Genomic DNA, 25,866 nt, shown 5'->3' on the forward strand with positions numbered 1-25,866 from the left:
TGTCAGCCCGGCCACAGAGCAGTCACGCCCGGAGCAGTTCGCTACCAGCGGTCGGTTCAGACGCTCGTCACGATTGCCTGCGTGGACGCCACAGTAGTGTTGAGGTACCGCCGTTTCGACACCGACGCAGCGAATCGGACCGATCAGCTCTCGGCCATCGCCGGCTCGCTCTCGACGTGGTCGTACTTGTCCTCGAACTCCTGGATGAGCTGGCCCATCTTGGCGTACCAGTCGTTTAGCATCCGCTGCATGTCGTTTGCGATCTGCGTCGGATCGGTCGGATAGTAGACGTGGTAGTAGCCGCCCTGGTCGTAGTTGACCTGCTCTTTCTGGATGAAGCCGCTCTGGAGCAGCCGCTGGATCGAGCGGTAGGCCGTCGAACGCTCGCGGTCGACGCGCTCGGCGACCTCGTCGATCGTCAGCGGCTCGTCGCTTTCGACCATCGCCCGGAAGCAGTCCTTGTCCAGTTGCTTGAGTCCGTGAATACACTCCAGCAACCCTTCGCACTCCATATCTTGCTGAAGTTGTTCTGCCATCGAATTAGCCATGGTAGCTATACCGAGGGGCCCAACGGGTATAAGGGTTATGCGAATATTGTGCAATTGTGTTGTGCCGCCGTCTCAGAACCTCTCAGTACGAATCCAGCAGTGGCTTCGGCTATTCGAGATCGTCGCACTCGATCAACCGAACGCTGACACAACGTGTGTCTACAGGCTGAACAGGGCGAGTGCCTCGGGGCTTGCCCCCGAGGTACTTCACGTGCGTATAGTACGAAACTCTCGCTCCACTCGACTCTCTCACGGCTGACGTCGTGGTCTCCCGCCTGTGACTCCTGTAACAATTTCCGGTCACAGGTGCGTTGACGACTCGAGTTAGGTTCCGGTTGACCATCGGAACGAACCGTAAAACGCCGCACGCGGCGGCGAGTAGCGGCGCCCAGAGAAGCGTAGACGATATTGTGGGTTGTGCACATAGGGCAATAGCGGTGCACCGTTACCGAACAAGTCGCACAGACGTGTGAAGGCCGTCCAGCGGAACACCCGGTTCGCGCTCGAGCGACGCAATCGACCGCTCAGTCGTGTGGGTGGAACCGTTTGACCGCACGGTCGACGGCCTCGGTTTGGCCGAGGAACGTCACCCGGTCGCCGTCCCGGAGTTCGTGGTCGCCGGTCGGGACTTCGGTCGCGCCGTCGCGATGGGTGAGCAAGCCGACGATGACCCCGTCGGGGATTTCGGCGTTGAGTTCGGCGATCGTTTTCCCGACGAGATCCGTCGCCGTCACTTCGATCTCCTGGACGTCGCCAGTGCGGCCGAGTTCGTTCATCCACGCCGACAGCGACGGCCGTTCGAGGACGTTTTCGAGCGACCACGCGGTCGCCATCGAGAGGTCGATCGCGTGGACGCCGAGCGATTCGAAGGCGTCGACGTTGTCGGGCTGATTGACTCGCGACGCGACCTGTTCGACGTCGAAGGTCGTCTTGGCGAGCTGGCAGACCAGCAAGTTGACGTCGTCGTCGGGCGTGGTCGCGATGACCGTTTTCGCGCCGTCCGCGCCCGCACGTTCGAGAACGTCGGCGCTGGTTCCGTCGCCCTCGAGCGCGCTGAGGCCGCGCTTGCGGGCCGTTTCGACCGCGTCGGGATCGTGATCGACGAGGAGTACGTTTTCGCCGTCCTGTTCGAGCCGTTCTGCGAGGGACAGGCCGACCCGTCCCCCGCCAATGAGTATCGTGCGCATGGGTGAAACGTCGAGGTAGTTCGCGATCTGGCGCGCGAGGCCGGCCTGGAGGACGACCGTCGCGAAGATGATGAGAAAGACGGTTCCGGCGAGCAACTGGGCTTCCTGTGGCCGGCCGAGCGCCTGCAGTTCGACGGCAAAGAGCGTCGCGACGCTGGCGGGGATGATCCCGCGCGGACCGACGGCGCTCAGGAAGAGCCGTTCGTTGCGCGTAAACCGTGCGTTCGTCGTCGAAAGATAGATGACGGCCGGTCGGAGCACCACGGAAATCGCGACGACGACGGCGAGTCCGGCCAGTCCGAGCGCCCGGATATCGCCGAAGTCGATCAGCGCCGCGAGCGCGACGAAGACGAACGAAAGGACGACGACCGAGAGGTCGTCGAGGAAGTCGATCACGTCCTCGTGATAGGGGAGATCGACGTTTCCGAGTGCAAATCCGGCCATCGCGGCGGCGGCGATACCCGTCTCGCTGGCGATCGTTTCGGCGCCGGCGTACGCGACGACGATTCCGGCGAGGACGATCAACCGGGCGTGAAGCGGTGCCGAACACGGCCTGGACCGCCCGCGATCGAGGAGTAGCCACACGACGGCGGCGACGATCGCACCGAACGCGAGTCCGATGACCAGCCGCATCGCGAAGTCGCCGACGAGCGCGGCCGGGGTTCCGTTGCCCGCGACGAGCACTTCGAAGACAGCGACCACCAGGATCGCCGCGGTCACGTCGTTGATGATCCCTTCACCCTCGAGAACGGACGCAACGTGGTCTCTGACGGTAACGACCTGGAGGATGGGACCGACCACCGTCGGACCGGTTGCGATCAACAGTGCACCGACCAGCAGGCCGACCTCGAGGCTGGTCTCGAGGAAGACGACGACCGCGGCCGCCGTCCCGAGCCAGGTGATCGCCGCGCCGACGGTGACGAGTCGGGTCAGCGCCGTCGGACTCTCGCGGAGTTTCTCGAGGCGGAGGTGGTAGCCACCCTCGAAGAGGATGATCGCGACGCTGACGCCGACCATCGCCGAGAGCCCGCCGCCGAACGTCTCTCGAGAGACGACGCCGAGCACCTCGGGGCCGATCGCGATCCCCGCGACGATCAAAAAGAGGACGCTCGGGATCTGCAGCCGGTCCGCGAGGACGCGAGAGGCGACGCCGAGTGCCAGAACGAGTGCGACAATCGCGACGAGACTCACGGCTGTGTACGTTTCGAGCCGAGTGTGTGGTGCCCGTTTCGGCCGTACGGGTGGTTCGACGACTCCATCAGTCACCCCCGTCGGGAGTCGCGCGTGCGTCCGATTCGGCTGCGCCGATCGACTGGATAACCTGATAGAGGATCATCGAGGCGACGAAGAACGACGAGCCGACGAGCAGGAGGACGCTCACCAGATCGAGCGCGCCGGTCCCGAGCCAGTTTGCGAGTTCGCTCAGGGCGATCCCGGCGCTGGCGAGCACCATCATGATGCCGAAGTAGATGATGACGTCGTCTTCTTCGACCATCGTCGTCGCCGCCGAGCCGATACGGGCGCCAAGTGCGCTACCGACCAGCAGCAAGGAGACGACCGTCAGGTCGACGCTGCCGGACATTCCGTAGGTGAACGTGCCGAACGCACCCGAGAACAGCCCGGCGAACAGGCTGGTCCCGACGGCGGCGGTCAGCGGCGTCCCGATCAGGTAGTAGATCGCGGGCATGCGGATGAATCCGCCACCGACGCCGATGAGGCCGGAGATGAGGCCGACGCTCCCGCCGGCACCGCCGATCGTCCACAGCGACGCCCGGCCGCCGGAGGTCAGGTTGATCATCGGCGGCACGTTGTACGACTGGATCTTCTGGCCGACCGCCGGGATCTCGTCGTCGTCGACGTCGTCTTCGCCCTCGGCTTCGTCCTCGTCGTCGAGTTTGGACGCACGGCGTAGGAACAGCGCGCCGATCCCCGCAAGCAAGACGACGTACGCGATGCCCGTGACGAGATTGGCGATTCCCAGCGCTTCCAGACCGAACACGAGTCGACTCCCGAGTTCGATCCCGATCGAGAGGACGACGAACAGGATCGCGCCGAGTTTGTAGTCGACCTGCCCGACGTCGTAGTGTTTCAGGACGGCGATCACGGACGTCCCGAAGTAAAACGCCAGCCCGCTGCCGATCGCGACTGAGGCGGGATAGTCGAGGATCAACAGGGTCGGCGTAATCAAGAAGGAACCGCCCATCCCGAAGAAGCCGAACAGCACTCCGACCATGAAGCCGAAGCTCACGAACAGGGCCAACAGCGGCAGGCTGAGTCCCAGGAACTCCATCTATCGTGCGTTGGCGATCGTCTCGATCAGCGGCGTTGCGACTCGCTCGAGGGCGCCGTACCCGACGTAGAGGGCGACCGCCTGGGCGAGGATAACGCCCACGAGGAGCGTTGCCTGTACCGGTGCGGGGAGGGCTGCGGCCTCGATCATGCGCCCCGACCTCCATTCGTCTTCGATAGTGTGCGGGTCATGGATTGCTACTCACTACTCTCTATTCGGAGAGTGCGTATAACGCTTTTGGGACTGTCGCACAATATTACTGCAGAGTATGTAACGGCTAACCCATGGAAATATCTGTATAGGTTATGCAGATATAGCGCCGATGCTGTCCCTCTCGGATCGCACTGGTGGGTCGTACTACTTCTATGATTAGTTTTGGCGGAATTGTCATAAAGATAATAGCAGATAATTCACTGTGCTAACAGACGGTGCAGTGATGAATGTGTACAAAATGGCACAATAGTCCAACGCAAACGGTGGACCGTTCACCGAACTCCACTAACTTGGGCAGACACGGTCATCGCTGGGACTGCTCCGCGGCCATTCCTGTGACTTCTCGCTCGAGTGACCGAACGGACCGTTCGTCCCGACGGTCTGAGGGAGACGGCACCCTTCGACCGGTAACGCTATTGCGAATTCAACGGAATTGTGACCGAGCTTTATGCCCGACTCGGGTGAACTGTTCCGTATGGCCACCAATACGACGTTCCTCCGAGCCGTGTTACTCGTCATCGCGCTCGTCGTGCTCGTTCCGCTGGTAATGATGGCCGTCGCGTGGCCGACGATGGGCATGTGGGGCGGCGGACACGCATGGAACGACAGCACGTGGACCGGCCACGGTGGGACGGGAATGTGGCTGTTGAGTTGGCTCCCCCTTCTGTTGCTTCTCGCCGTCGGTTACCTGGTGTACAGAGCCGCCGTCCACTCGACGCGATCCGAGGACGATCCGGCGCTCGAGGAACTCCGCCTCGCGTACGCTCGTGGTGATCTCTCCGACGAGGAGTTCGAACAACGGCGCGAACGACTCCAGCGAGAAGAGTAAGCGAAACGACGGAACGTGGCGTCGATCAGCCGATCGTCAGCACGCGGTCGGACGACGTCACGATCTCGAGAAGGTCCGACATCGTCGACATCGAGCAGTACTCGCTCTCCTCGCTGTTGCGAATCTCGAGACACGTCCCGCACGCTTGCAGGTCGCCGCCGGCGTCGACGAACGCTTCCATCCGGTCGCGGACATCGAACTGCTCGTCGGTGATCTCCTCGGCCTCGACACCCTCGCCGAGGAGAAACACGGAGACGTCGTGGCCGTCCTCGGCGGCCGTGATACCGAGTCGAAGCGCGTTCCAGGCGCGTTCGGAATCTGCGGTCTCGAGGACGATACCGATCCGTTCGGTCGCTGCATCCTGTTCAGACATAATTGTGTGTAGGATTCCCAAGTCTATAAATTACTGGGTCGATGCCGATCCAATCCGCGGACGGACACACAGCGAGAACGCACACGGAGCGGGCTGACGTCCGCCGGTGCCAGCGCAACCGCTGGACGGGTCGCGATTCCATTCGGAACGGATCCGTGTGCGAGACGACGCTAGGCCGCGCAGTTGTTCGGCCCCAACTCGAGTTCCGTCGCTTCCGACTCGTCGTCGACCGGGTCTCGACCCGAATTGATCTCGATGACCCGCTCGTAGTTCGGGGGCTTGTCGGGCGCGTTCTCGGTCAGTCGCGCCACGAACTCGTCCTCGTCCAGCCCGAGCAGTTCGAGGTCCGAACGCAGCGTTCCGAGTCGTTCGGCGATCGGATCGCCGGGCGAGCCGACCCCGTAGCGGTTCTCTTCCGACACCGAGACGTGGCCCGGACAGATTCGCGTCTCGTCGGGGAGCTCGAGGATCGTCTCGTGGAGCGTCTCGTAGAGGAGTTCGGCGCCCTTCGAGGCGTCCGCGGGAATAGCGGTTTCACCGCTCTGCTCGTCCGAGGCGCTGTGCGCCTCGCTATCGCCGAACTGGAGCTCCGTCCGGCCGACCGACTCGACGAACAGCGTGTCGCCGGTCAGCAGCGCCTCGCCGTCGACGAGGTAGTTTACCATATCGGACGTGTGACCCGGCGCGTGGAGCGCCTCGATTTCGATCTCGCCGACCTCGATCGTTTCGCCGTCCGCGAGCGGTTCGAACACGTATTCGACGTCCCGTTCGGCCGCGTGTTCGCCGAGGTGATAGGGAACGTCGAGTTCGTCCGCCAGTTGCCGGCCGCCAGAGATGTGATCGGCGTGAATGTGCGTGTCGAGAACGCGCTCGATGGTGAGTCCAGCGTCTGCGGCGGCGATTTTGAACCGGTCCGTCTGTCGAGTCGGATCAACGACGACCGCTCGGCCGGACGACGCCGAACCGACGACGTAGCCGAGACAGCCCTTCGCTCGGCGCTGTAGCTGAATAACGACGAGATCGTCGCGCTCGGTCTCGAGCGGGACGACCTCGTACACTTTGCTCCAGTCTTCCATCCCGCCTTTCACGACGGAGACGTCGTCGTATCCTCGTTGCTGTAACTCGAACGCGAACGGCGTCGACGTCAGCCCCTTGCCGCAGATGGCGACGATCGAGTCGCCGTTCTCGGCCCCGATGTGCTCGAGTCGGTCGTCCGAGAGTTCGTCCTCGGGTCCGAACGGGACGTTCGTCGCGCCGTGGATTCTCCAGCCCTCGTAACTGTCCTCGGGACGCGTATCGATCAGCGTGAACGATTCCTCGGAATCGAGCTTCGCCGCGAGGTCGTTCGCAGATATCTGGGTCACCATTGGAATTGCTCTACAAGACCATATCGGCGGAGTGCCAATAGTGTTCATCCCTGCAAAGACATCCGCGAGCGAACGAACAACCCAGCACTCTCGGCGACGACACCCACGCAGACGCCAAACTCGGGAGAGCGAGACCGTCAGTTCGCAGCGCAGTTGTTCGGCCCCAACTCGAGTTCCTCGACGTTCCCGTCCGGCTGTTTTTCACCCCAGTTGATCTGTTTGATCTCGTTGTAGTTCGCCGGTTCGTCCGCGAGGCTCTCGACGATGGTCTCGACGAACGCCTCCTCGTCGCCGTCCGCCACGTAACTGAGGAGTTCGTTGGTCGTTTCCTCGCGAAGCTCGCCGAGCTCGGTCGCGAGCGGACGGATCGACTCGTCGCTGAAGTGACCAGGCAACACGACGGTCTCGTCGCCGCGGTCCATCAGCCGGTCGAGGCTGTCGAACAGCCGGCTCGAGGCCGTTCGGATCGCCTCCTCCTGGCCGTCCTCGAGGTCGGGGCGGCCGACGCTACGCAAGAAGAGCGTATCGCCCGACAGCAGGGCGTCGCCGAACTGGAACGAGACGCTACCGGGCGTGTGCCCCGGCGTCTCGACGACGTCGAGGTCGCGTTCGCCGACGGAAATCGATCGGCCGCCCTCGAGTTCCGAAACCCGCTCGAGGGAGCCGGCGTCGTCGCCGTGCAGGTAGTACGGCACGTCGAGTTCGCCGGCGAGTCGGCGGGCGCCGGAGACGTGGTCGGCGTGGGCGTGCGTATCCGCGACGCCGACGATGTCGAGGTCGCGTTCGTCCGCCGCGTCGAGATACCGGTCGACGTACTGGCTCGGATCGACGACGAGGCCCTCGCCGTCGTCGTGAACGAGGTACGAAACGCAGCCCGTACCGGGGCGAACGATCTGGACGACGCCGTCCGCGGCGTCGACGTCGTACGTCCGATGGACGCGGCCCCAGCCGTTCATTCCGTCGTCGACCGACCGCGCGTCGAAGCCGCGGTCGCGGAGAAACGACGCGGCCCGCGCGGACGTGATGCCGGCGACGCAGACGACGGCGATCTCCGCATCTCGAGGGAGTTCGTCGACGTGAGACTCGAGCGTGGAGAAGTCGGACTCGAGCAGTTCGTCGTAGATGGGAAGGTTCGTGCTTCCCGCGATTTGCCACTCTTCGTAGTCGTCTTCGTTGCGGACGTCGAGGACGAAGAGGTCCGTCGTCGCTTCGCCGTGGACGCGCCGGGCGACCGTCTCGGGTTCGATATCGGTATTGCTCATTTCACTCAATAATCTCGGCCCGACGACCGTAAACACACCGCCTGAGAGACTGTCAGTTTCGACTGTGCTATCGGAGTCGCCGAACGTCGCTGCGCGCGAACGCCTCCAACCGGGGTCGACAACGTGCGGACGACTACCGGCGGGCGACGACCGCCAGCGTCTCGGGACGGTCGTGTGCGCGGTCGACGGAGAATCCGGCGTCCTCGAGGTGGCCCGCGACCTCGTCGGGGCCGAACCGCTCGTCCATCGACGGCCCGTCCTCGCCGGTGCCGGCCGCCGACCAGTCGACGGTGACGAGACGACCGCCCGGACGGATCACTCGGGCGAGTTCCGCGAGCGTCTCGTCGGTCGCGTACTCGTGGTGGGTCATCGTCGAGAACGCGCCGTCCAGTTGGTCGTCGTCGAAGGGGAGCGAGTCGACGCCAGCCGTAACCAGTTCGACGTTGGCCGCGACGCCCTCCTCGCGGTGGCGCTCGTGCATCTCCTCCTGGACGTCGACCGCGTAGAGGGTGTCGACGAACGGCGCCACGTCGCGCGAGTAAAAGCCCGTTCCCGACCCCAGGTCGGCGACGACGGCGTCGGAGTCAGAGTCGGAACCGAGATCCAGCATCTCGACCAGTTCCTCGCGCGAACAGAAGCGATAGCGCGATGGATCCTCGAGTTTATCGGCGCGCTCGACGGGGAACGTGTGGAATCCCATGTCGATACGTTTGGGCGGGAGTTACAAGAGTGTACGTTTTCGCATCCGTCCGTTTCGGAGATGCGCGTCGCGACGCGTCCCGACGAGGCGGCGAGGCGGCGAGGCCTCGGTCGACCAGCCGTCTCAGCCGTCGAAGCGAAGCAATCGGAGACCGATCAGGCTGACGAGGACGGTCGATCCCTCGTGGCCGACCACCGCGACCGGGAGCGGAATCCCCGCGGTGAGAATCGCGATCACCATGATCGCGATGGCGCCGAACGCGATTGCGAAGTTGACGTACAGCGTGCGTCGCGTCTCCTTGCTGAGCGCGAACGCGTAGGGAAGCCGATCGAGTTTGTCCGACATGAGCACGATATCGGCCGTCTCGAGGGCCACGTCGGTTCCGGCGCCGCCCATGCCGACGCTGATGTCCGCCGTCGCGAGCGCGGGCGCGTCGTTGACGCCGTCGCCGACCATCGCGACGGCCTCGTGGCGCTCCTGGAGCGCCTCGATGTGATCGACCTTCTCTTCGGGGAGCAGTTCTGCATACACCTCGTCGATCCCGAGTTCGTCCGCGATGTACCGGGCGACCCGTTCGTTGTCGCCCGTGAGCATGACGATCTGGTCGACGCCGCGCTCGCGGAGTCGGTCGATCATCTCGGCCGCGTCGGGGCGGATCGTATCGGTGAAGGCGAGCCAGCCGAGCACGCACAGGCGCTCGTCGGTTTCGCTCACGACGAGGACGCTCGTCTTCCCGTTCGCTTCGAGGTCGCGGACGGCTTCGAGGCCGGCCTCCCGACCGTCGATCCGTCGGTCGGCAAGAACCGTCTCGACGTAGCGCGGATTCCCGATGTGAATCGTCCGGCCGTCGACGGTCGCGTTGACGCCCTTGCCGACGACCGCCTGAAAGTCGGTCGCGTCGGGGACCTCGAGCCCGCGGTCCGCGGCGACGTCGACGGTCGCCTCGGCGAGGTGGTGTTCCGAGCGAGACTGGACGGCGGCCGAAAGCGCCAGGAGTTCGTCGTCGGTCAGCGAGTCGTCCTCGGCAGCGCTGTCCGCGGGCAGATCGCTATCGACGGAGCCGCCGTCGGTGTACGCGGACACGGAGACGTTTTCGCGGGCGGTCACGTCCGTCAGGCGAGTGTTACCCTCCGTCAGCGTTCCCGTCTTGTCGAAGGCGACGGCGTCGACGTTACCCGCCGTCTCGATGTGTTCGCCGCCCTTGAACAGGACACCCTGTCGTCCGCCGGCGGAAATCGCCGAGAGAACCGCCGCCGGCGTCGAGATGATGACCGCACAGGGCGACGCCGCGACCATGAGCGTCATGGCGCGGTAGAACGTCGGTTCGAAGGAGTGATTCAAGAGCGCGATCGGAAGCGCGATCGCGAGCGCGGTCATCACGAAGACGCTCAGCACGTACGGCTGCTCGAAGCGATCGATGAGTTGCTGCGTCGGCGCCTTCTTGTCTTGTGCTTTCTCGACCATGTGAATGAGTCGAGAGATGGCGGACTCCTCGGCTTCCCGCGTTACGCGAACCTCGAGGCTCCCCGTCTCGTTGATCGTGCCGCTGAACACCTCGTCGCCCGGCTCTTTCGGGACGGGAACCGACTCGCCGGTGAGCGACGATTGATCGACCGTACTCTCGCCGGCCTCGACGACGCCGTCGAGCGGCAGCCGATCGCCGGGGCGAACGACGAACACGTCGCCGACGTCGACGTCGTCGATGCTGGTCGCCACTTCCGACCCGTCGCGGAGGATCCGTGCCGACTCCGGGCGCATGTCGACCAGCGACTTGATCGCGGTGCGCGAGCGGCCGATCGCGTACTCCTCGAGGACGCCCGAGAGCGAGAACAGGAACAACAACATCGCGCCCTCGAACGGCGCGCCGATGTAAAGCGCGCCGAGTGCCGCGATGATCATCAGGAGATCGATCTCGACCTCGGGCTCTCGCAGCGCGTTAATGGTCTCTTTGAGTCCGTCCCAGCCGCCGAACACGTAGGCGACCGCATAGCAGCCCCAGACGAACCACGACGGGGCGCCGAACCAGCTCCCGAGTAGCCCGCCGATCATCCCGAAAAACGTGAGGGCGACGAACAGCGCTTGCCGCTGTACGTCCGCTCGGCCCGTCGCCGCCGCTGGCTGCGCATCGATTGACGACTCGGAACTCGGGGACGGCTTCATCTGTATACGAACATGGTCGGTATGGGCGGTTTGATACGCGTTCGTGTGCGCTGTTGTGGATCTTCCCGGTGTCGACACCGATCACTCGGCCGCCGAAGAGATCGTGGGCGTGTCCGAAGGGTACATCGAGATCACAGCGAGCGATCGTGATCCTACATTGGATTGTAGTGCAAAGACGCTATCGAAAATTACGAGTCGACGAGAACAGACGACGAGGGGATTCGTTTCGAATGAACCCGAGGACCGGTCGGCGTGTGTCGGTTGTATCGAAGCGGAGGCGAGCGCTGCGAGCAACTCGAGTGGTCTCCGGAAACTCCACCCAGTATTGCCCCCTATACACAATACATATAGTCGACGACGCCGTACGAGACGTCGATGAGCGATTCTGGATCACTGGACGACGAACGGGACCGAATCCGCGAGCGGAAGAAACGGGAACTGCAGCGACGCCTCGAGAACGGCGGCGAATTGGGCGCGGACGACGGAGCGGCGACGCCGTCCGAACCGATCGCGATCGAGGGACAGGCCCACCTCGACGACGTCGTCGACGAGCACGACGTCGTCCTCGTCGACTGCTACGCCGACTGGTGTGGTCCCTGCCAGATGCTCGAGCCGACGATCGAGGCGCTGGCCGAAGAGACCGACGCCGCGGTCGCGAAAGTCGACGTCGACCGCCATCAGCGACTGGCCCAGCAACTCGGCGCTCAGGGCGTCCCGACGCTCGTGCTGTACGCCGACGGCCAGCCGGTCGAGCGAACGGTCGGGGCGCAAAGTAAGGGACAGCTCCGGGGACTGATCGAACAGTACAGCTGACGCGGACCGCCGCCGTCGCGAGACGCAGTCACTGAGCCACGCTCGAGTCGAACTCACGACGCCGTCTCGGTTCAGAATTGAACGACTGATCGCAAGCCGACTCGACTCTCACGCGAGCGAGAGCGTAAGCGAGAACGTGGCCCCCTCGCCGCGCTCCGAATCGACCCAGATGCGGCCGCCGTGGCGCTCGACGATGCGCCTGGAGAGGGCGAGCCCCATTCCGGTACCCTCGTGTTCCTCGCACGAGTGCAGGCGCTCGAAGATTTCGAAGATCCGATCCTGATCGTCCGGCTCGATGCCGATCCCCTCGTCTCGAACCGAGAGAACGCACCGCCGCCCGCGCCGTTCGACACCGACGTCGATTCGCGGCGATTCGTCGCCGCTGTAGTCGATCGCGTTGCCGACGAGGTTCTGCAGAACCCGTCGCAACTGGCTGGCGTCGCCGCGAACGGTCGGCAACGATTCCCTCGTGATCTCGGCGTCGCTCTCCTCGATCCGGAGTTGCAGATCGTCGAGGACGTCGTCGAGCAGGTCGTCGAGATCGACCGGTTCGAAGGAGCTGCCCCTCGTATCGACGCGCGAGTACTCGAGGAGTCCATCGATCATCTCCGTCATTCGCTCGGCGCCGTCGACGGCGAACTCGATGAACTCCGTCGCGTCCTCGTCCAGGTCGTCGCCGTACCGACTCTCGAGTAATTGCAGGTAACTCGAGACCATCCGCAGCGGTTCCTGCAGATCGTGACTCGCCGCGTAGGCGAACTGCTCTAAGCGTTCGTTGGACTCCTCGAGTTTGCGTTTGTACTCGTTGCGCTCGGTGACGTCGACGGCGACGAGCATCCCCGCGAACACGTCGCCGTCGTCGTCTCTGACGGGAACGATGTGGACGCTCCAGAACCGGTCGAGATAGGAGACGTCCGTCTCGGTCGATTCGCCGTCGAAGACGGCCCGAAACGCCGGCTCGAGTTCGGTAACGAGTTCGTCGGAGTAGATGTCGTAAATCGTCCGTCCTTCGAGTTCGTCGACGGGGAGATCGATCTCGTCGAGAATCTGCCCGTCAGCGAACGTATACCGGAGGTCCTCGTCGAACATCGTGATCGCCCCGTTCGGAAAGTTCTCGACCAGCGTTCGGTAGCGTTGTTCGCTCTCCTCGAGTCGGCGCTGATAGGCGAGTCGCTCGGAGATGTCCCTGACGACGCCGATTCGGCGTTGCGTTCCGGCGTCGGAGACGTGGGACGTAACCGCCGTCTCGGTGGGGACCGCCTCGCCGTCGGCCGTCTCGATCGTCGTCGTCAGTTTCGACGCGGTCGACTCGTCGGCCACCGCTCGAGTGCGGTCGACCACCTCGTCGTCGACGACGAGCGACTCGTGTGCCCCGAGCAGCTCCTCGCGATCGTAGCCGGTCAGGTCGACGAAGGCCTGGTTGACGATGGTGTACCGGTTCTCGTCGTCGACCGTGTAGACGCCGTCGTCGATCGCCTCGATGATCGTTCGATACTTCTCGAGTTTCCGTTCGCGTTCTTTCCGTTCCGTGACGTCGGCGTCGATGCCGACGATGTGCTGTACCGCCCCCTCGTCGTCGGTGACCGGAATCGCCTGGGCGTGAATCCACCGCCGGTCGCCGTCCGGCCTGACGACCCGGAACTCCTCGTCGAACGGAATCTCCGGCAGCGCAGTGTAAGCGTCTCGAACGCGACCGCGGTCCGCCGAGTGGACGAGTTCGAGCCACGAGAAGCCGTCGTCGTACAGGTTCTCGCGGTCGTCTCCGAAGACGTCCTCGTAGGCGGGGTTCACGTAGATATACTCCGACGGATCCGCGTCGGTCAGCCAGATGACCTCCTCCAGGTGTGCGCTGAGCGTTCGGAACCGACGTTCCTTCTCTCGAAGCGCTTCCTCCATCCGGCTTCGATCGGTTACATCCCGGACGACCCCGACCCGCTTCTCACCACCCTCTTCCTCCAGAAGGACGAATCGGTTCTCGACCGTCCGGTTCTCGTCCGGACCGGCGATGATCGTCTCCTCGAACGTCGGGGGATCGTCCTCGCACCCGTCGCTCCACTGTTCGGCCTCGATCGACGCGAACTCCTCGCCGAACACCGTCGACGCGTGTCGCCCTCGCAGCTCCGACCGCGAGAACCCGGTCAGGTCGGCGAACGAATCGTTGACCAGTTCGAATCGACGCTCCTCGTCGAGGACGTAGATGCCTTCGTGGGCCGTTTCGACGACCGTTTCGTACCGCTCGAGTTCCCGATCCCGCTCGAACTGGTCGGTTACGTCCTCGATCGCGAAGACGACGCCGGTGGGTTCGTCGCCGCCATCGTCGTCGTAGAGCGGCGCACCGTTGACCGATATCCACACCCGTTTCCCGTCCGGACGCAAGACGCCGCTTACCTGATCGAACAGCGGCTCGCCCGACTCGAGAATCCGCGGAAACGGTAGCTCCTCCCGCGAGAGCGACCGGCCGTCCGTCCCAATTTCGTCCCACTCGGGATCGTCGAACCGGAGGTCGTTGATCCGCTCTTTACTGCGGCCGAAAATCTCCTCGGCACGGTCGTTGGCAAACCGCATCTCGCCGTCGGTACCGACGATCGTGATGCCGATCGGGCTCGTCTCGACGATCTTGTCCTTGAGGGTCGCCTCCGCATCTCTGTGCCGGTTCGCTCGCTCCCGGTCGACGGCCGAACCGAGGACGTTCGCGACGCTCTGGACGAACGTCCCGTCCGGGTCGTCGAACGCGTCCGTCGCCGTCGTATAGGTCGCGAGGACGCCCCACGGTCCCTCCGTCGAGCCGATACTGACGCAGATGGCGCTTCCGAGCCCGCGATCGGGGAGAAACGCCGGGTGCTCGAATCGGTCGTCGGCCTCGAGGTCGTCGACGACGACGGGCTCCGCCGACCCCAGCGCCGTTCCGTGTGCGGTGTCACAACAGTGGGAGGTCGTCATCGTTCCGAGGGAACCGTCGATGCCGTCTCCGTGTCGAATGACGAACCGGTCGTCGCCGGTCGTCGATTCGAGAACGGCCGTGAACTCGGCCTCGAGAACGTCGCTGACCGCGGTGATAGCGTCGTGAATCAATTCGTCTAGATCGTCCGTTTCGAACGCTCGGCGACCGAGTTCCGCGACGAGATCCTGCTGCCGGATAGCCGACCGCGTCGTCGAATTCCCATCCGGACGAGGAGGTGGGGTCATTGGCTGTGCTAGCGCAGCGAGTCCGTAAAAGGGCACCTCCTCGGACGGCGAGGCGACGGCACCGAAATCAAACCCGGCCAGAACCGGACGTCGGTTCTGCGGACCGGACGGTCCGCGGTTCCGGAAGCCGAAACGAGGGTTACCCCACGACGAACATCGACCCGTAGCCGAGGACGAACGCGAGGACGAACGAGCCGATCCAGGCAAGCACCGTGAGCCCGAGCTTTCGGGGACTGACGCCGGCGCCGCCGCCGACGGCCAGTCCAGCCCCGATGACGGCGCTGACGATGATTTCGTTGAACGAAACCGGAACGCCGAGCAGGACCGCCGTCTGGGCGATTAGGAACGACGGAACCAGCGTCGCGATCGAGCGGCGCGGCCCCAGCGAGGCGTACTCCCGTGAAATCGCCTTGATCATCCGCGGCGCGCCGGTCCACGAGCCGACGAGAATGCCGAACCCGCCGCCGAGCAACACCGCGAGCGGCGAGACGATCGAGACGTCGTCGAGCAGCGGCAGTAACGGTCCGACGGCGAGCCCGACCTGGCTCGCACCCGCGGAAAAGGCGACGAGACCGCCGAGAGCGAGCAAGAATCGTCGCAGTCCGCCGGTCCGATCGCGACCGATGTCCCACCAGACGAGCAACGCCGCAACCGCGCCGGCGAGCAGCGATATCGTGATCGCTGCACCGGCGTCGTCGAGCGGAAGAACGGGAGAGCCGGCGGCGACGAGCGTCCCGCCGACGCCGTCGAGAAAGACGAACTCGAGGTTCGCGAGGACGGCGCCGACGACGCCGGCCAGCAACGCGACGCTGACCCGTTCGGGAACGTCCGGTCGGGGAAGTACGCTGGCGATGGCGTACGCGAGGCCGCCGCCGACGAACGGCGTCAAAACCCACATGGCGCCGATTTCGGCGTACTTCTCCCAGGCAGGCTCGCCGCCCAGCGCGAAGCCAACACCGATGACGGCGCCGGTGACCGTAAACGCCGTCGCGATCGGGTAGCCGGTGACGATTCCGATCATCATCAGTCCCGCCCCGATCAGAAGGACGACAATGACGCTCGTGGCGGGCAACGAGATGCCGACGACGAGGTCCCTTCCGACGGCCTCGGAGACGCTCGCTCCCTGCGTCACCGCGCCAGCGAAGCCGAGGAGGCCGACGAGAAACGCGGCGCGCATCGTTCCGATCGCGTTCGCGCCGACGGCCGGAGCGAACGGCGTCGCGCCGCTCGAGCCGGCACCGATAACCCAGGCCATAAAGAGACTCGAGAGCGCGGCAACGGCGAAGAGTAGTATCGTCGTTGGATCCATTGTAACGAAGCCGCGATCGGCTACCGGTTGTGGCGAGATCGAACGGGCTCAGTCGGCGCTCGTGGGTGCGGTTTCGGACGCGGCGCGCTGGCTTCGCCAGTAGCCCTGGACGTAGGCGCCGACGAACATCCCGGCGAGCGCCCAGAGGATCGTGACGTTGCCGACGCCGAGGCTGGCGTAGGCCGCGCCGGGACAGATTCCCGAGAGGCCCCAGCCGACGCCGAAGATCGCGCCGCCGATCAGGACGTTGCGGTCGAACGATTTCAGCCGTCGGCCGTAGGCGTCGCCCGTCAACGGGGCGCGGTCGAACAGCCGCGGCACCAGCGCGAAGGCGATTCCGGTGACGACTGCCGCGCCGCCCATGACGAACAACAGCCCGAAGTCCTCGAACTGCAGGAAGTTCAGGACGACTTCGGGACGGGCCATGTGGCTAAAGCCGAGACCGAAGCCGAAGATCAGGCCGCCGACGAAGATCAGCGGCATGAACAGGGGGTGTCTTTGCTGACTCATACTATGGTGTCACCCCCAGTGCCATCACGACCTGTGCTGTTCCGATCGCCACGATCAGGAACGTCATCACGCCGACGATCGACGTCTTCGAGGCCGAGCCGACGCCACAGACCCCGTGGCCCGACGTACAGCCCTTGCCGATTCGGGTGCCGATCCCGACGAGAATCCCGCCCAGGAACAGCCGCCAGGGCTGGACGTCAGTCATCCAGACCGTGAGGCCGCCGACGTCGTACAACTGGCCGGTCGTGCCGGACTCGTAGAGCCCGCTCGAGACCAGCCCCGACTGGAACGTGAGCGCGTAGACGAACGCCCCGGCGATGATCCCGAGCGTGAAGACGACGCGCCAGTCCCGCGAGGAGACGTATCGCTGGAACCGCGACTGGTCCGAGACGTACGACAGCGTCGACTCGAGGAACGTGCTCGCGCCGGCCGGAATGCCGGTCCCGAGGTAGATGACGACGGCGCCGAGGCCGACGAGCAGCCCCCCGACAGCGTAGCGACTGATCCCGACGGGGAACAGCGTCTCGTACAGCGCGGGTGCGAAGAGTTCAGTTACCATTCGACTGGTGGAAGGTGGGGTTAGTCACCGGCCAGCGACTCCTGGCTGGCGGCGCAGTTGTTCGGGCCGAGCTCGAGTTCGAACGCTTCCTCGTCGCCGGTCTCTTGCTGACCGAGGTTCGTCGCGATGATCGCCTCGTAGTTGGCCGGACGGGGCGGCATGTCTGAGAGGATCAACTCGACGAACTCGTCTTCGTCCATCGTCAGGGCGGCCATGTCTTCCTCGAGTTGGCCGATCGGTGCCGTGTACGTGCCGTCTTCGGCGGGAACGGCTGCGTCGCTGAAGTGAGCGCCGCCGACGAGCGTCTCGTCGGGCAGCGAGAGCACGCGCTTCTGGAGGGACTCGTAGAGCTGTTTGGCGGCGTCTTCGGCGCCCTCGTCGCCCTCTTCGAGGTCGGGACGGGCGACGCTCTCGACGAACAGGCCGTCGCCGGTCGCGAGCAGCGAGTCGTCGATCAGGTACGAGGTCATTCCGGACGTGTGACCGGGCGTGTAAACCGTCTGGATGGTGGCGTCGCCGACCTGGAACTCGTCGCCGTCGTCGGTCACCGTCACGTCGTCGGCGTAGGTGACGCCGCGGTCGACTGCGGCCGCGGGAACGACGCCTTCGACACCCTCCTCGACGAGGTTTCGAACGCCCGAGATGTGATCCGCGTGGATGTGCGTGTCGATCGCGTATTTCAGGTCGACGCCGAGGTCGTCGGCGTCCTCGAGATATCGGTCGGTAAACGCGCGCAGCGGGTCGATAACGGCCGCTTCGTCGCCATCGTGGACGAAGTAGCCGAGACAACCCGAGGAGGGACGCTGGTACTGGAGGAGCGTCCCCGCGCCATCGTAGCGGTCGACCTCGACGGCCTCGTAGATGCGGGCCCAGCCGTTCATCCCGTCCTCGAGGTGGTTCACGTCGTAGCCTTCTGCTTTGAGCGAGCCGGCGACGAACTCGCTGGCGCCGCCTTTCGCACAGAGGACCGTGACTTCACGGTCGTCCGGAACTCGTGCAAGAATCTCGTCGTCGACGTCCTCGTCAAGGAAGTTGAAGTAGGGAACGTTGATCGACTCGACGGTCTCACCGTCGATGCTCCACTCCTCGTAGTCCGACTCCATTCGGGCGTCGAGGAGAACGACGTCTTCGCCCGCGTCGATACGTCCTTTCAGTTCGGCCGGCGTCACCGATTCGATCTCGACGTCCGGCGTTGGAAAGTCCATGTCGTCCATATTGTACAGTTTCCAGTACCGGCTACGAGCACTTAAGGGTTTGTATGGTATTTCCCCGATTGCACAATATAGAAGAGGAAGTTATTGTGTGAACGAACCCATTACGCGCGCTACTAACACTAGATATAATAACTGTCCGAATAGCGCCGATGACAGAGTTTTGTATACTGTGCAATAACCGATATCCTTTTATGGACGGAACCAATATTGTGTAATAGCTCCAATAGAGCACAGAGATAGACTATGAGTTCGGAATACGACATCACAGAGACGCTCGACGTGAAAGGACAGTCCTGCCCAATGCCTATCGTCAAGACGAAACAGGCTATCGACGATCTCGAGGCCGGCGCCGTCCTCGAAGTCGTAGCAACTGACTCGGGTAGCATGAGCGACATTCAGGGCTGGGCGGACGGTACCAATGGGGTGGACCTCCTCGAGCAGGTCGAGGACGGGGACCACTACATCCACTACGTCGAGAAGACGGCGTAACATGAGCACGGATAATCCACCAGCGTCGGTCGACGACGCCGACCGCGAGTTCGACGCCGCGGAGTTGCAAGCGCTGCGCGAGCGCGTCGACGACCTCGAGTCGTCGATGGCCGATCTGGACGACGGTGACACCCAGAAGAAGATGACCATCGTCGCCACCCAGGGAAGCTTCGACATGGCGTATCCGCCGCTGATCCTCGGAAGTACGGCGGCCGCCTTCGGCTGGGACGTCGTCGTCTTCCACACGTTCTGGGGGCTCGACATCCTCCACGAGAAGAAGTCGAAGAACCTGAAGCTGTCCGCCGTTGGCAACCCGAACATGCCGGTTCCCAACGCGCTCGCCGCGATTCCCGGCATGGATCGGATGGCCACGCGCATGATGGAGAAGAAAATCGACGAGAACGGCACGGCCACCATCGAGGAGTTGATCGATCTCTCGATCGAAAGCGGCGTCGACCTCCAGGCCTGCCAGATGACGATCGAGCTGATGGACTACGACGAGGACGACTTCTACGACGGCGTGACGACGGGCGTCGGCGCGGCCACCGCGTTACAGCACATGGCCGAATCCGACATCCAGCTCCTCGTGTGATCGCTGCTTCGACGCAGTCACGTCTCGAGCGACGTCGCCGACCGAAACGAGCCTCGAAAGGTCGGACCCTCGGTTCCAACGACCTAACGGCACGCTCACCCACCACCGACGGCCGATCGAGCCACCCTCGAGCAGGCGGGCGGATCGGCCACTGACACGCACTCGTTCTGTGGCGCGGCAATTCGGACGGCAGTCAAAACTCGAGCGGGAGAGTCGGTGCGCACAGTCGAACGCGGGCGAACGAACTTAGCGGACGAGGCTCACTCGCATCGGCGCTCGGAACACGACCGACTCCGTCACGCTCCCCAGCAGAATGCGGGCGTCTTCCTCGCGACTGTGACTTCCCATGATGATCTGATCGACGTCGTTGTCAGTCGCGTACCCGACGATCTCTCGGCCCGGTTCTCCGACGGCCGTCTCGAGCGTGAGTTCGGCATCGTGCTCAGCGGCGACCGACTGGGCTTCCTCGAGGAGTTCCGTCGCGAGCTCGTCGGCGCGGTCGTGCCACTCCTCGGAACCGTGGATCGGTTCGCTCTCGATATCGTACGGGACGTCGTAGACGCTGTACCCCGGTTCGAACGGGTCGGTGACGTGAAGGGCGACGATATCGCCATCGGGATACTCAGTTAGCGCCGTTTCGAGTGCCTGACGCGACAGCGGCGAGCCGTCGAACGGAACGAGGATGCGCGGTGACATGCTCCATCACGTCCGACGCACAGCGTGAAAAAACCAGTACCCACGACCGTTCTACAACTTCCGAATCGCGTTCGCCCAGCCGCCGAGCGATTGCGCCTGCGATTGGTCGACGTCGATCCGGAACGTCCGCTCCTCGTCGAGGCAGATTCCGATCCGATCGAACGTCGCGACGTAGCGCGATTTGGTGTGTCGACCCTGTCGGACGCCGACCGTCTCCTCGACCAATCCGGCCTCGGTCAGTCGGTCGAGTTTTCGGTAGGTCGTCGACAGCGGGAGGTCGGCTGCGTCCGCGATATCGGACACAGTCTTCGGCGCTTCGAGTACGGCAATGATCTCCCGACAGGCAGCGTCGTCTAACACGCCGACGACGCGTTCGAGACCGGGGGTCTCATCGGACGACGAGAACTCGAGAGGCATATACTGCGACCACGTTGGAAGCGAAGCCTAATGACACGTTTGGTCCTCGAAACGGTCGGTCGACTCGGGCGCCTCGGCGGAATTTTCAGCGGTAACCACTCGCAGTGCTCGTGGCAGAGTGGTGTTCCCTCGAGAGGTCAGCGTTCGTCTGCGAATCCGAGGAAGCTAATTACATGTAGATCCGCTCCGACGCGTTCCGTATGCGCGACGAAACGACGTCCGACTCGACGGTCGAAAACACGCCGGGACAGGGCCGATCGCCCGAACCCGAGCGAATCGAACCCGCGGCGCCGGAGGCGTTTGGCCTCGTGCAGGTCTGGTGGGGCGACGGGAAAGGAAAGACCACGGCGACACTGGGTATGGGGATGCGCGCGGCCGGTCACGGCTACCGCGTGCACATGCTTCAGTTCATGAAAGGCGGCGCCTCGAGTGTCGACGCTGTCCGCGGCGAGTACAACGCGATCGCCGCGTTGCCGGGGATCAGCTACGAGAACCTCGGCCACTACGGCTGGCACGGGATGGCCGACGGCAGCGACGAGGCAGACCACGAAGCGCAGGCGCAGGCCGGACTCGAGCGCGCCCGCGAGTTGCTCGCGGCGGCCGACGACGCCGACCTCGAGGCGCCGATCGATCTCGACTCGCCGCCCGAAGACGGCGTTCACATGCTGCTTCTGGACGAAATTCTGTACGCTGCCGACCGCGATCTGGTCAGCGAGGCCGACGTGTGTGAACTGATCGACTCGAAGCCCGCCGACCTCGAACTCGTGCTGTCGGGGAGCCACGCCGAACCGACGTACCTCGAGGACCGAGCCGACCTGATCACGAACGTCCGGAAGGTGAAACACCCCATCGAGGACGGACAACGGGCGCGACGCGGGACTGAGTTCTGACCTCCGTCCGTCGCCCATCCCTCCGACGGCACAACCGTCACGCTCTCGTGACCGTTGAGACGGTACCGGACTATGCGTAAAACACCCATGATATATGTTACCAGAGGACAATTAGTCGAACATGCACGTACTGGTTCCGATCGACGACTCCGAACCCGCTCACGCGGCAGTCGAGTACGCGCTCGAGCAGTACCCTAACGCCGAAATCACCGCGCTCCACGTCGTCGATCCGTCGATGTCGGTCTACCACGGTGACAGTTCCCACAGTATGCAGCGACTTCTCGCACTCGAGGAGGAAAACGCCGCGACGCTGTTCGAGGACGTCGAAGCGATCGCGGCGGAGTACGACGCCTCGATTACGACGGAGACGACGCTCGGCATGCCCATCGACGGCATCGTCGAGTACGCCGAGGACCACGACGTCGACAGCATCGTCATCGGAAGCCACAGGCGGTCTGGCGTCTCGCGCGTGTTGCTGGGAAGCGTCGCCGAACAGGTCGTTCGACGCGCGCCGATGCCGGTGACGGTCGCTCGGTGAATCGGGGCCGCAGCGCCCGGCTATCCGCGATCGTCGCCAGCACAATTATTACCAGCTACGACGAACGATCAGCTATCCGATGGGTGTAATTCAGGTCGACGGGCTGTGGAAAACCTACGGTGATATCACGGCGGTGAACCAAATGAATTTCGCCGTCGAGCGCGGCGAACTGTACGGTTTTCTCGGTCCCAACGGCGCGGGGAAAACGAGCACGATCCGAATGCTCACGGGGCAACTCCAGCCGGACGCGGGCACCGTCCGCGTCCTCGAGACGGATCCGACGGCGACGCCGCTCGAAACGCGACGGCGGGTGGGAATTCTTCCGGAACAGCAGTCGCCGCCGAGTTTCCTGACGCCGCGAGAGTACCTCGAGTTCGTCGGGGACGTCCGCGATCTCGACTCGGAGTGGATCGCCGAGCAGACGGCCGTCTGGGCCGATCGACTCGGGTTCGAGAGCAAGCTCGATACGCTCCACACCGACCTTTCGCGGGGCCAGCAACAGAAGGTGATGATCACGCAGGCGTTCATCCACGAGCCGGACGTGGTCTTCATCGACGAGCCGCTAGCGAATCTCGATCCGCTGGTCCAGGAGCAGGTCAAGCGGTACCTCGTCTCCTATGCTGCCGGCGACAACGCCGTCTTCGTCTCGACGCACAACATCGACGTCGCCGAGGAGATCTGTTCACGGGTCGGCATCGTCGCCGACGGCCGGATCGTAACCGAGCGGTCGCTGCAGAGTGACTCCGGGGAGCGACGCGACGAATCGCTGCTCGAACTCTTCCTCGAGCGCGTCGAGGGCGCCGGCGTCCGCGACGCGCCGTCGCTCGGACGGATCGGGGACCGGGAGCGATGAGCAGGGACTTCACATCGGGGAGTTCGGATGGCGGGCCACCAGTCTCGAACGCGAATCGGCGCACTGCCGGAACGACGCGGCGACTGTTCGTCACGCTCCTTCGCGAGGAGTGGCGCCTGCACACGCGGCTGTTCGGCGGCTGGCGTTTCGCGCTCTTTCCGGTCGTCATTGCCGCTCTGGCAGTGGGTGCGACCGTCGCGCTGCTCGAAACCGGGACGGCCGAGGGGACGATCATGACGGGTATACACGTGCTCGCGCTCGGTTTCGGCCTCTACAGCGGAACGGCTGGCTTCGCGGGTTCGGACATGCTCGAGAACGTGTTCGGGCGGCTCTCGCTGGTGCTTTCGACCTCGACGACGCTGCCGCTCTCGAGGAAGCGACTGCTCGGCGTCTTCCTCGTGAAGGACGCGCTGTTTTACGCGGTCGCGTTCGTGTTGCCGATGGCGCTCGCCGGCGCGACACTCGAGGGTGTCTCGGCGACCGCTCCGGTTGCCGTCGGCGCGCTCTGGCTCTCGCTCGTGGTGACGTTTCTCGCCGGCATGGCCCTGACCGTCGCGTTGATCGCGATCCGCACACAGGGAGTCCCGACGTGGGCGATCCTCGGCCTGATCGTCGCGGGCGTAGTGAGCCTCTGGGTGACGGGAAGCGCCGGTGCCGTCAGGAACGTCCTGATCCCGCTCGAGGGGGCGCCGATCGGCGCGCTCGGACTACTGGTCGGAACCGTCCTCACGAGCGCGGGTGCGCTCGCGTTGTACGACCCGACCTACGGCCGGCCGTCGCGGACTGCCGGCGATCGGTTCGCCGATCTGAGCGACCGACTGCCGGTCGAGGCCGTCGGTGCCGATAGCGCGCTCGTCTCGAAGACGCTGCTCGATCTGGCCCGGTCGTCGGGCGGCGTCGCGAAGCCGTTCGTCTCCGCCGCAGTCTTGCTCGCGCTCGTGGCCGCACTCGTCGGCGTCGTGGATTCGATCACCGGCGTCGCACCGGCACCCGGGATCTTCTTCGGCGGCGTGCTCGGGTTGACCGCGTTTACCACCTACAACTGGCTAACCCAGTTCGACTCGCTCGAAGACTACCTCGCCTACCCCGTCTCGATCGCGGACGTCTTCCGTGCGAAGCGGGTTGCGTTCGTCGTCGTCGGCACACCGACCGTCGCCGTGCCGTATCTGGCGGCCGTCGTCTGGTTCGAGGCGGCGCTCGTCGACGCCGCCGTCGGCGCCCTGTTGCTCGTAGGCTACGCGCTGTACTACTACGGGCTGACGGTCTACATCGCCGGATTCGACCCCAACGAGTTTCTCTTCGACGCCGTCCGGTTCTCGCTGTTCACGCTCGGGGTAGCCGTCGCGCTGGTACCGACGCTCGTCGTCGGCTTCGTCGTCGTGCCGCCGACCGGTCTCGTCGCCCTCGCGCTCGGCGCCGCCGGCGTCGGATTCGGTGCGATCGGAGTCGTGCTCTCGAGTCGGGCAGGCCCACGCTGGGAAACGCGGTATCGATCGAGCGATTGAGGCGAGTTGCCGCCGGTCAGTTCCGGCCTGACGACCGCGTTCCACGAAGTGGCGTCAGAGACTCGAGGCGACTCGGATATCGGGATTCGGCTGTTCGTCGATGTAGTTGCTGTCCGAGGGCGGGATGATCTCGAGTTCGATCTCACCCAGGTCCTGATCGGCGCGGAGATCCTGATCACCGTCGAACACGAGGACGGCCTCGTTGTCCTCGAGGTTGCTGTAACCGCCGATCGACGGATCGGTCCCCGTTTCTGCCCTGACGACGCCGTCGAGCTGTGCCGAATCGGCCGTCGCGACGACCGTCGCGTCGGGAACGTTGTTGCCGTTCTCGTCGATCACCTCGACTTTCACCGCACCGTCTGCACCGGTTGCACCGGCCTCGATGAGTTCGTCGTCGACGATTTCGATCGTAACCTCCGTGTCCCCGACGTCGCCAATATCGCCGAGCATGCTCAACATGAGTGCCAGCGCGGCGACGCCGACGGTCAGCGCGATCACGAGTCGGATCGGTAACCCCTCGATCGCGCGGTCGTCGCGACCGAACGACGTTCGGAAGCGATGCGGTCTGTCGACGTCGTTCGACGTCGATCGGCTCGGAACCATACCCCCCTGTGGCCCCGGCTTCCGACTTAAACCTCAGAATCGACGTGCAGCCGTGCGATGCAACCGTTTAAGTACGATCGGGCGGCGAGAAGCGCTATGCTCCACCGCGTGCAGGCCGGGACGCGCCGGCGTTCCAACGAGAATCGCGTGCTCGGCGCCCTCGAGAGGGGTGGACCACTCGAGCGAGTTACGACCATCGTCACCGCCAGCGACGACGGGAATGGAATCGGGAACGAGAACGGGAACGTTGGCGAGTCGAGCCGACCGGCGGGATCCGCGTGATTCGATACGTACTCGCGGCGATACTCGCGGTCGCGATTCTGGCGGTCGCCGTCCCGGCGGTCGACCGGGCCGCGTCGATGAACGCCGAGCGAACGATCGACGCGAGCATCGCCGACATCGACGACGCGGCATCGTCGCTTACAGCCCACGACGAACCCACGCCGGGGTCACACCCCGATCCGAAGCGAATCGTCACGGTCTCACTCCCGGACCGGTCGCTGACCACGGCGGGCGTCGATCACGTCGAGATCGTCCCCCACGACAGCGGCGAGTTTAGCACGGCGCGGTACGTCCTCTCGGACGGAACGACTCGGGAGGCGACGATCGACGAGCGGATCGTCCACCGAGAACCGGACGGTGACGAACCAGTCGAACTCGGCGGCTCGGGCGAGCAGCAACTGCTCCTGACGCTACAGACGGACGCGGACGACGACCCCGTCGTCGTCGCCCGGCAGGCGTGAGTTTATACCGGAACACGCGG

The 25,866-nt window shown here is 64.4% G+C and carries 27 protein-coding genes; 10 read left to right on the plus strand and 17 right to left on the minus strand.

The window, feature by feature from the left end; translation table 11 throughout:
- Positions 1-143: 143 nt before the first annotated feature.
- The 4 genes from C493_RS21595 to C493_RS23565 all read right to left on the minus strand — a co-directional run bounded on the left by C493_RS21595 (position 144) and on the right by C493_RS23565 (position 4,175).
- Positions 144-548: a helix-turn-helix domain-containing protein gene (locus C493_RS21595; RefSeq protein WP_007261632.1), complete on the minus strand. Its 405-nt coding sequence runs from the start codon at positions 546-548 to the stop codon at positions 144-146.
- 524 nt (positions 549-1,072) lie between these two features.
- Positions 1,073-2,926 carry a cation:proton antiporter domain-containing protein gene (locus C493_RS21600; RefSeq protein WP_007261633.1) on the minus strand — a complete coding sequence of 618 codons (1,854 nt, stop codon included), beginning with the start codon at positions 2,924-2,926 and terminating at the stop codon, positions 1,073-1,075.
- Between the two features lie 67 nt (positions 2,927-2,993).
- The gene (locus C493_RS21605) at positions 2,994-4,025 is read right to left on the minus strand and encodes a sulfite exporter TauE/SafE family protein (RefSeq protein WP_007261634.1); all 1,032 of its coding nucleotides are present in this window, start codon (positions 4,023-4,025) and stop codon (positions 2,994-2,996) included.
- A complete protein-coding gene (locus C493_RS23565) occupies positions 4,026-4,175 on the minus strand; it encodes a DUF7512 family protein (protein ID WP_007261635.1) in 150 nt (49 codons plus the stop codon).
- Positions 4,176-4,713: 538 nt separating this feature from the next.
- Here C493_RS23565 and C493_RS21610 point away from each other — a divergent pair.
- Positions 4,714-5,067 (plus strand): SHOCT domain-containing protein, encoded by a 354-nt coding sequence (locus C493_RS21610; RefSeq protein ID WP_049889575.1) that lies wholly within the window; start codon positions 4,714-4,716, stop codon positions 5,065-5,067.
- Positions 5,068-5,092: 25 nt separating this feature from the next.
- On the opposite strand, the gene C493_RS21615 is transcribed toward C493_RS21610, so the two are convergent.
- The 5 genes from C493_RS21615 to C493_RS21635 form a co-directional block, all read right to left on the minus strand.
- Positions 5,093-5,440, minus strand: a complete 348-nt coding sequence (locus tag C493_RS21615) for a DsrE family protein (protein ID WP_007261637.1) — start codon at positions 5,438-5,440, stop codon at positions 5,093-5,095.
- A gap of 170 nt (positions 5,441-5,610) precedes the next feature.
- A complete protein-coding gene (locus tag C493_RS21620; protein ID WP_007261638.1) occupies positions 5,611-6,807 on the minus strand; it encodes an MBL fold metallo-hydrolase in 1,197 nt (398 codons plus the stop codon).
- Positions 6,808-6,944: 137 nt separating this feature from the next.
- Positions 6,945-8,069: an MBL fold metallo-hydrolase gene (locus tag C493_RS21625; RefSeq protein ID WP_007261639.1), complete on the minus strand. Its 1,125-nt coding sequence runs from the start codon at positions 8,067-8,069 to the stop codon at positions 6,945-6,947.
- Between the two features lie 133 nt (positions 8,070-8,202).
- The gene (locus tag C493_RS21630; protein ID WP_007261640.1) at positions 8,203-8,769 is read right to left on the minus strand and encodes a class I SAM-dependent methyltransferase; all 567 of its coding nucleotides are present in this window, start codon (positions 8,767-8,769) and stop codon (positions 8,203-8,205) included.
- A 123-nt stretch (positions 8,770-8,892) separates the two neighbouring features.
- Positions 8,893-10,929, minus strand: a complete 2,037-nt coding sequence (locus C493_RS21635; protein ID WP_007261641.1) for a heavy metal translocating P-type ATPase — start codon at positions 10,927-10,929, stop codon at positions 8,893-8,895.
- Positions 10,930-11,304: 375 nt separating this feature from the next.
- On the opposite strand from C493_RS21635, the gene C493_RS21640 reads away from it, so the two are divergent.
- The gene (locus C493_RS21640) at positions 11,305-11,742 is read left to right on the plus strand and encodes a thioredoxin family protein (protein ID WP_007261642.1); all 438 of its coding nucleotides are present in this window, start codon (positions 11,305-11,307) and stop codon (positions 11,740-11,742) included.
- Between the two features lie 108 nt (positions 11,743-11,850).
- Here the strand turns inward: C493_RS21640 and C493_RS21645 are convergent, their stop codons facing one another.
- From C493_RS21645 to C493_RS21665, 5 genes are all read right to left on the minus strand, one after another.
- Positions 11,851-14,928: a PAS domain S-box protein gene (locus C493_RS21645; RefSeq protein WP_007261643.1), complete on the minus strand. Its 3,078-nt coding sequence runs from the start codon at positions 14,926-14,928 to the stop codon at positions 11,851-11,853.
- Between the two features lie 139 nt (positions 14,929-15,067).
- Entirely contained in the window at positions 15,068-16,237 is a 1,170-nt protein-coding gene (locus C493_RS21650) for an inorganic phosphate transporter (protein ID WP_007261644.1), read from the minus strand.
- 48 nt (positions 16,238-16,285) lie between these two features.
- Positions 16,286-16,747, minus strand: coding sequence for a YeeE/YedE family protein (locus C493_RS21655; protein WP_193787919.1), 462 nt, complete (start codon positions 16,745-16,747; stop codon positions 16,286-16,288).
- Between the two features lies 1 nt (position 16,748).
- Positions 16,749-17,306, minus strand: coding sequence for a YeeE/YedE family protein (locus C493_RS21660; RefSeq protein WP_007261646.1), 558 nt, complete (start codon positions 17,304-17,306; stop codon positions 16,749-16,751).
- A 20-nt stretch (positions 17,307-17,326) separates the two neighbouring features.
- Positions 17,327-18,520, minus strand: a complete 1,194-nt coding sequence (locus C493_RS21665) for an MBL fold metallo-hydrolase (protein ID WP_007261647.1) — start codon at positions 18,518-18,520, stop codon at positions 17,327-17,329.
- A gap of 243 nt (positions 18,521-18,763) precedes the next feature.
- On the opposite strand from C493_RS21665, the gene C493_RS21670 reads away from it, so the two are divergent.
- Positions 18,764-19,009: a sulfurtransferase TusA family protein gene (locus C493_RS21670; protein ID WP_007261648.1), complete on the plus strand. Its 246-nt coding sequence runs from the start codon at positions 18,764-18,766 to the stop codon at positions 19,007-19,009.
- A 1-nt stretch (position 19,010) separates the two neighbouring features.
- Complete coding sequence (locus C493_RS21675) at positions 19,011-19,601, plus strand: DsrE/DsrF/DrsH-like family protein (RefSeq protein WP_007261649.1); 591 nt, start codon at positions 19,011-19,013, stop codon at positions 19,599-19,601.
- Between the two features lie 246 nt (positions 19,602-19,847).
- Here the strand turns inward: C493_RS21675 and C493_RS21680 are convergent, their stop codons facing one another.
- Together C493_RS21680 and C493_RS21685 are read right to left on the minus strand one after the other, a co-directional pair.
- On the minus strand, positions 19,848-20,297 hold the full coding sequence (locus C493_RS21680; RefSeq protein WP_007261650.1) for a universal stress protein: 450 nt from the start codon (positions 20,295-20,297) through the stop codon (positions 19,848-19,850).
- 51 nt (positions 20,298-20,348) lie between these two features.
- The gene (locus tag C493_RS21685) at positions 20,349-20,714 is read right to left on the minus strand and encodes a winged helix-turn-helix domain-containing protein (RefSeq protein ID WP_007261651.1); all 366 of its coding nucleotides are present in this window, start codon (positions 20,712-20,714) and stop codon (positions 20,349-20,351) included.
- Between the two features lie 200 nt (positions 20,715-20,914).
- Here C493_RS21685 and C493_RS21690 point away from each other — a divergent pair, with 200 nt between their 5' ends.
- The 4 genes from C493_RS21690 (at position 20,915) to C493_RS21705 (ending at position 24,500) form a co-directional block, all read left to right on the plus strand.
- Positions 20,915-21,604 (plus strand): cob(I)yrinic acid a,c-diamide adenosyltransferase, encoded by a 690-nt coding sequence (locus C493_RS21690; protein WP_007261652.1) that lies wholly within the window; start codon positions 20,915-20,917, stop codon positions 21,602-21,604.
- Positions 21,605-21,725: 121 nt separating this feature from the next.
- Positions 21,726-22,142 carry a universal stress protein gene (locus C493_RS21695; protein ID WP_007261653.1) on the plus strand — a complete coding sequence of 139 codons (417 nt, stop codon included), beginning with the start codon at positions 21,726-21,728 and terminating at the stop codon, positions 22,140-22,142.
- Positions 22,143-22,221: 79 nt separating this feature from the next.
- Positions 22,222-22,995 carry an ABC transporter ATP-binding protein gene (locus C493_RS21700; RefSeq protein ID WP_007261654.1) on the plus strand — a complete coding sequence of 258 codons (774 nt, stop codon included), beginning with the start codon at positions 22,222-22,224 and terminating at the stop codon, positions 22,993-22,995.
- Positions 22,992-24,500, plus strand: coding sequence for a hypothetical protein (locus C493_RS21705; protein ID WP_007261655.1), 1,509 nt, complete (start codon positions 22,992-22,994; stop codon positions 24,498-24,500). Before C493_RS21700 ends, C493_RS21705 begins: the two co-directional genes overlap by 4 nt.
- 54 nt (positions 24,501-24,554) lie before the next feature.
- On the opposite strand, the gene C493_RS21710 is transcribed toward C493_RS21705, so the two are convergent.
- Positions 24,555-25,103 carry a DUF7382 domain-containing protein gene (locus C493_RS21710; protein ID WP_007261656.1) on the minus strand — a complete coding sequence of 183 codons (549 nt, stop codon included), beginning with the start codon at positions 25,101-25,103 and terminating at the stop codon, positions 24,555-24,557.
- 96 nt (positions 25,104-25,199) lie between these two features.
- Here C493_RS21710 and C493_RS21715 point away from each other — a divergent pair, with 96 nt between their 5' ends.
- Positions 25,200-25,385 carry a hypothetical protein gene (locus C493_RS21715; RefSeq protein ID WP_007261657.1) on the plus strand — a complete coding sequence of 62 codons (186 nt, stop codon included), beginning with the start codon at positions 25,200-25,202 and terminating at the stop codon, positions 25,383-25,385.
- Positions 25,382-25,846: a DUF7311 family protein gene (locus C493_RS21720; RefSeq protein WP_007261658.1), complete on the plus strand. Its 465-nt coding sequence runs from the start codon at positions 25,382-25,384 to the stop codon at positions 25,844-25,846. The genes C493_RS21715 and C493_RS21720 overlap by 4 nt, the downstream gene beginning before the upstream one ends.
- Positions 25,847-25,866: the final 20 nt, after the last annotated feature.

Origin of the sequence: Natronolimnohabitans innermongolicus JCM 12255, from assembly GCF_000337215.1 — an archaeon.
Lineage (GTDB): Archaea > Halobacteriota > Halobacteria > Halobacteriales > Natrialbaceae > Natronolimnohabitans > Natronolimnohabitans innermongolicus.

Excerpts from the sequence above, each read along its gene's own strand:
- C493_RS21595 (WP_007261632.1), bottom strand. The coding sequence starts at position 548 with ATGGCTAATTCGATGGCAGAACAACTTCAGCAAGATATGGAGTGCGAA.
- C493_RS21605 (WP_007261634.1), bottom strand. The coding sequence starts at position 4,025 with ATGGAGTTCCTGGGACTCAGCCTGCCGCTGTTGGCCCTGTTCGTGAGC.
- C493_RS23565 (WP_007261635.1), bottom strand. The coding sequence starts at position 4,175 with ATGATCGAGGCCGCAGCCCTCCCCGCACCGGTACAGGCAACGCTCCTC.
- C493_RS21610 (WP_049889575.1), top strand. The coding sequence starts at position 4,714 with ATGGCCACCAATACGACGTTCCTCCGAGCCGTGTTACTCGTCATCGCG.
- C493_RS21615 (WP_007261637.1), bottom strand. The coding sequence starts at position 5,440 with ATGTCTGAACAGGATGCAGCGACCGAACGGATCGGTATCGTCCTCGAG.
- C493_RS21620 (WP_007261638.1), bottom strand. The coding sequence starts at position 6,807 with ATGGTGACCCAGATATCTGCGAACGACCTCGCGGCGAAGCTCGATTCC.
- C493_RS21625 (WP_007261639.1), bottom strand. The coding sequence starts at position 8,069 with ATGAGCAATACCGATATCGAACCCGAGACGGTCGCCCGGCGCGTCCAC.
- C493_RS21630 (WP_007261640.1), bottom strand. The coding sequence starts at position 8,769 with ATGGGATTCCACACGTTCCCCGTCGAGCGCGCCGATAAACTCGAGGAT.
- C493_RS21635 (WP_007261641.1), bottom strand. The coding sequence starts at position 10,929 with ATGAAGCCGTCCCCGAGTTCCGAGTCGTCAATCGATGCGCAGCCAGCG.
- C493_RS21640 (WP_007261642.1), top strand. The coding sequence starts at position 11,305 with ATGAGCGATTCTGGATCACTGGACGACGAACGGGACCGAATCCGCGAG.
- C493_RS21645 (WP_007261643.1), bottom strand. The coding sequence starts at position 14,928 with ATGACCCCACCTCCTCGTCCGGATGGGAATTCGACGACGCGGTCGGCT.
- C493_RS21650 (WP_007261644.1), bottom strand. The coding sequence starts at position 16,237 with ATGGATCCAACGACGATACTACTCTTCGCCGTTGCCGCGCTCTCGAGT.
- C493_RS21655 (WP_193787919.1), bottom strand. The coding sequence starts at position 16,747 with ATGAGTCAGCAAAGACACCCCCTGTTCATGCCGCTGATCTTCGTCGGC.
- C493_RS21660 (WP_007261646.1), bottom strand. The coding sequence starts at position 17,306 with ATGGTAACTGAACTCTTCGCACCCGCGCTGTACGAGACGCTGTTCCCC.
- C493_RS21665 (WP_007261647.1), bottom strand. The coding sequence starts at position 18,520 with ATGGACGACATGGACTTTCCAACGCCGGACGTCGAGATCGAATCGGTG.
- C493_RS21670 (WP_007261648.1), top strand. The coding sequence starts at position 18,764 with ATGAGTTCGGAATACGACATCACAGAGACGCTCGACGTGAAAGGACAG.
- C493_RS21675 (WP_007261649.1), top strand. The coding sequence starts at position 19,011 with ATGAGCACGGATAATCCACCAGCGTCGGTCGACGACGCCGACCGCGAG.
- C493_RS21680 (WP_007261650.1), bottom strand. The coding sequence starts at position 20,297 with ATGTCACCGCGCATCCTCGTTCCGTTCGACGGCTCGCCGCTGTCGCGT.
- C493_RS21685 (WP_007261651.1), bottom strand. The coding sequence starts at position 20,714 with ATGCCTCTCGAGTTCTCGTCGTCCGATGAGACCCCCGGTCTCGAACGC.
- C493_RS21690 (WP_007261652.1), top strand. The coding sequence starts at position 20,915 with ATGCGCGACGAAACGACGTCCGACTCGACGGTCGAAAACACGCCGGGA.
- C493_RS21695 (WP_007261653.1), top strand. The coding sequence starts at position 21,726 with ATGCACGTACTGGTTCCGATCGACGACTCCGAACCCGCTCACGCGGCA.
- C493_RS21700 (WP_007261654.1), top strand. The coding sequence starts at position 22,222 with ATGGGTGTAATTCAGGTCGACGGGCTGTGGAAAACCTACGGTGATATC.
- C493_RS21705 (WP_007261655.1), top strand. The coding sequence starts at position 22,992 with ATGAGCAGGGACTTCACATCGGGGAGTTCGGATGGCGGGCCACCAGTC.
- C493_RS21710 (WP_007261656.1), bottom strand. The coding sequence starts at position 25,103 with ATGGTTCCGAGCCGATCGACGTCGAACGACGTCGACAGACCGCATCGC.
- C493_RS21715 (WP_007261657.1), top strand. The coding sequence starts at position 25,200 with ATGCTCCACCGCGTGCAGGCCGGGACGCGCCGGCGTTCCAACGAGAAT.